Source organism: Acetobacterium bakii (assembly GCF_001263355.1).
Lineage (GTDB): Bacteria > Bacillota > Clostridia > Eubacteriales > Eubacteriaceae > Acetobacterium > Acetobacterium bakii.
The window spans coordinates 1-2,410 of sequence record NZ_LGYO01000043.1 but is presented as its reverse complement, the minus strand read 5'-3'; the positions used below and the strand labels follow the sequence as shown (position 1 = coordinate 2,410).

Sequence of the window (2,410 nt, the reverse complement as noted above, 5' to 3'; positions counted from 1 at the left end):
CGGAGGCTTCTCAGGCACTGGGCACATTTCTGTTGGTGTCAGGCACTGGGCACATTTCTACGTTTTAATCTAAGTAAGCATAAAGGGACGTGTGATTTAATCACTGATCATTCCCGATTGGTTTAGTAAACTTATACTCATTATCGTTCCCGAAAACGGTCAATCAATAAAACACACAAGAATGGAGAATCGTTATTATGAACACTAGTCTTTCAGAATTAACACAAAACAATCGGCAAAATACCGGGAATACCGCACTCATCGTAAAAACAAACCGCTGCCCGCAAAATCATCCCTGCCCATCCGTTAAAGTTTGTCCGGTCGGCGCATTATCTCAAAAGGGCTTTGAAGCCCCCACGGTTGACATGGATAAGTGTATCAAATGCGGCAAATGTGTAACATTCTGTCCCATGCAGGCCCTTGTATTAGAATAATTCAATAAACTTGTGTTTGTCAATCGAAAAGTTTAGCGTTGGGTCTCGAAAAGTTGTGCACTTGCCAACACAATTTTATTCATTAGCAGATGGTCGTCCAATCTCTTTTTTATCAGAGTACCACCTGCACAACTTTTGAATACTTTTTGCCAGGAACCTTTCATTGTTTTTTTAACAGAAGGAAATAAAACCTATAAAAAGGGCTCGTTCGCTTCCATCAAACCGTTTTGAGCTAATATTTTTTTGAGACGACCTATTTCTTCGCTACGAGCCGCATTTTCACCCAACAGAATAAGATGGCATTCTTGCAGTGTTTCGTATCTTTCTTGGAGTCGTTGTTGGGGGGATTTTAGTTGAATATCCAGGGACCCCTGCTGGTATTGATTGACAAGCTTGCGTATTTGCTCATGCAGGTCCTGTTCTGAGTATTCATTAGGAAAAGGTTCAACCTCATATTCTGCCAAAAGATACCTGGTCAAGGGTGCATCGATTTCAAACTGATAGCGCTGCTGCAGTTTTTTCAGGTAAGCCTTTGTTAATATCATTCGGTCACCTTTTTCCCGGCACGCTTCATGGATTGTGCCAGGCGATAGCTTTCACCGCTGAAAATCAGAATATGGGAATGATGGACCAGTCGGTCAATAATTGCGGCGGTGACCTTCTTACCAATAAAAACGGTATTCCAGTGGCTAAACTCCAGGTTGGTTGTCACAATGACGCTTCGACGCTCATAGCAATCGGCAATGACCTGATATAATAATTCAGCTGCTTCCATATGCAGGGGAACAAAACCGATTTCATCAATGACCAGAAGTCCCAGCTTCTGCAGTGACTTGATGAATGATTCAAACTGACCTTTTTTGTTCTTTTCATACAGAATATTTGCTAAGCGTGCGGCGGTATAGAACCTGACTTGGTGGCCATTTTGACAGGCCTTGAGTGCCAGCGCTGATGCTAAATGGGATTTTCCAGTCCCCACAGCCCCCATAAATATGAGGTTTTCCCGATCATTGATAAAATCCAGACACTCTAAGGATTCCTTTGAAACATCCTGATCATAAATCTCAATCTGTCCCGTCCATTTGAAGTCGGCTAAAGATTTTATCACCGGAAAGGCAGCTCCTTTGACAAGGCGGTTGATGCGGTTGACTTCGCGCTCCCTGAGTTCAAGCAGAAGGAGATCGGCTAAGTACTGCTCCCTGGTTTTGAAGTCGATACTCTGCCATTCTTTTGCTAAAGAGCCGAGTCTGAGTTGTTTCATATAACCTTCAATCTGATTATGCAAGGGATTCACCCCCGGTGAGACTGTCATAGGCCGAGAGATCGGGATTATAATTTATTTCCGGTACCAGTATAGTCAATTCCAGTGGATCCGGCCGGTGCGGTTTTTTAGCCAGGTTATAGTAACACTGCCGGAGTGTTTCACTATCGGTTTTACCGCACCCCTGAGCCATTGCAATGACATTGTCACACAGCGCGGTATGATCATCGCTAACAATTTCCATCAGCAGTAGGAGGGCCGATTTCCGTTGTGCCCCTTCCAGAGATTTAAGATGCGCCTGCCACAGGGAGGGCATTTGTTCGAAAAAGCGGGTATGCTCCACAGCTCCGGGCTTTTTACAAAGAAGTGCAACGTACAATTTCCAGTCATTGACTTCTTCACCGCGCAGATAACTTCTGGGATAGGCCTTCAGCAGGGCATGTTCATAGTAGATTTCAATTTTGTCATAAAAGATCTTTGCCTGAACCCGCTGATTAATTAATTCGGGTGAAACGCCATATTTATTTTTATCAACCGCAATATAGCCGTAATTATTTACCCGCACTGTTTCATAGCGGAAGATCTGGTATTCCAGGGGCGGCAGAACCAACAGATGCGTTTGCTCCTCCCTGAAAAGCTCATTAATGGAAAGCTTCTTCTTATAATGAAGGCGGTTGCCATCTTCCTCACACAGCTGGAACAACGATTGATTAAA

The 2,410-nt window shown here is 43.9% G+C and carries 4 protein-coding genes; 1 reads left to right on the top strand and 3 read right to left on the bottom strand.

What is annotated here, in order from left to right:
- Positions 1-197 precede the first annotated feature (197 nt).
- Positions 198-434, top strand: coding sequence for a 4Fe-4S binding protein (locus AKG39_RS15525; protein WP_050741325.1), 237 nt, complete (start codon positions 198-200; stop codon positions 432-434).
- A 191-nt stretch (positions 435-625) separates the two neighbouring features.
- Here AKG39_RS15525 and AKG39_RS15520 read toward each other — a convergent pair whose 3' ends face one another.
- The 3 genes from AKG39_RS15520 to AKG39_RS20125 all read right to left on the bottom strand — a co-directional run.
- The gene (locus AKG39_RS15520; RefSeq protein WP_050741324.1) at positions 626-979 is read right to left on the bottom strand and encodes a hypothetical protein; all 354 of its coding nucleotides are present in this window, start codon (positions 977-979) and stop codon (positions 626-628) included.
- Complete coding sequence (istB, locus tag AKG39_RS15515; protein WP_050741323.1) at positions 976-1,746, bottom strand: IS21-like element helper ATPase IstB; 771 nt, start codon at positions 1,744-1,746, stop codon at positions 976-978. The genes AKG39_RS15520 and istB overlap by 4 nt, the downstream gene beginning before the upstream one ends.
- Positions 1,712-2,410: Mu transposase domain-containing protein (locus AKG39_RS20125; protein WP_160316204.1), on the bottom strand; the 699-nt coding region annotated here is incomplete at its 5' end. The genes AKG39_RS20125 and istB, both read right to left, overlap by 35 nt.

Bases quoted from the DNA above. Each gene is read 5' to 3' on its own strand.
- AKG39_RS15525 (WP_050741325.1), top strand. From the start codon at position 198: ATGAACACTAGTCTTTCAGAATTAACACAAAACAATCGGCAAAATACC.
- AKG39_RS15520 (WP_050741324.1), bottom strand. From the start codon at position 979: ATGATATTAACAAAGGCTTACCTGAAAAAACTGCAGCAGCGCTATCAG.
- istB (WP_050741323.1), bottom strand. From the start codon at position 1,746: ATGACAGTCTCACCGGGGGTGAATCCCTTGCATAATCAGATTGAAGGT.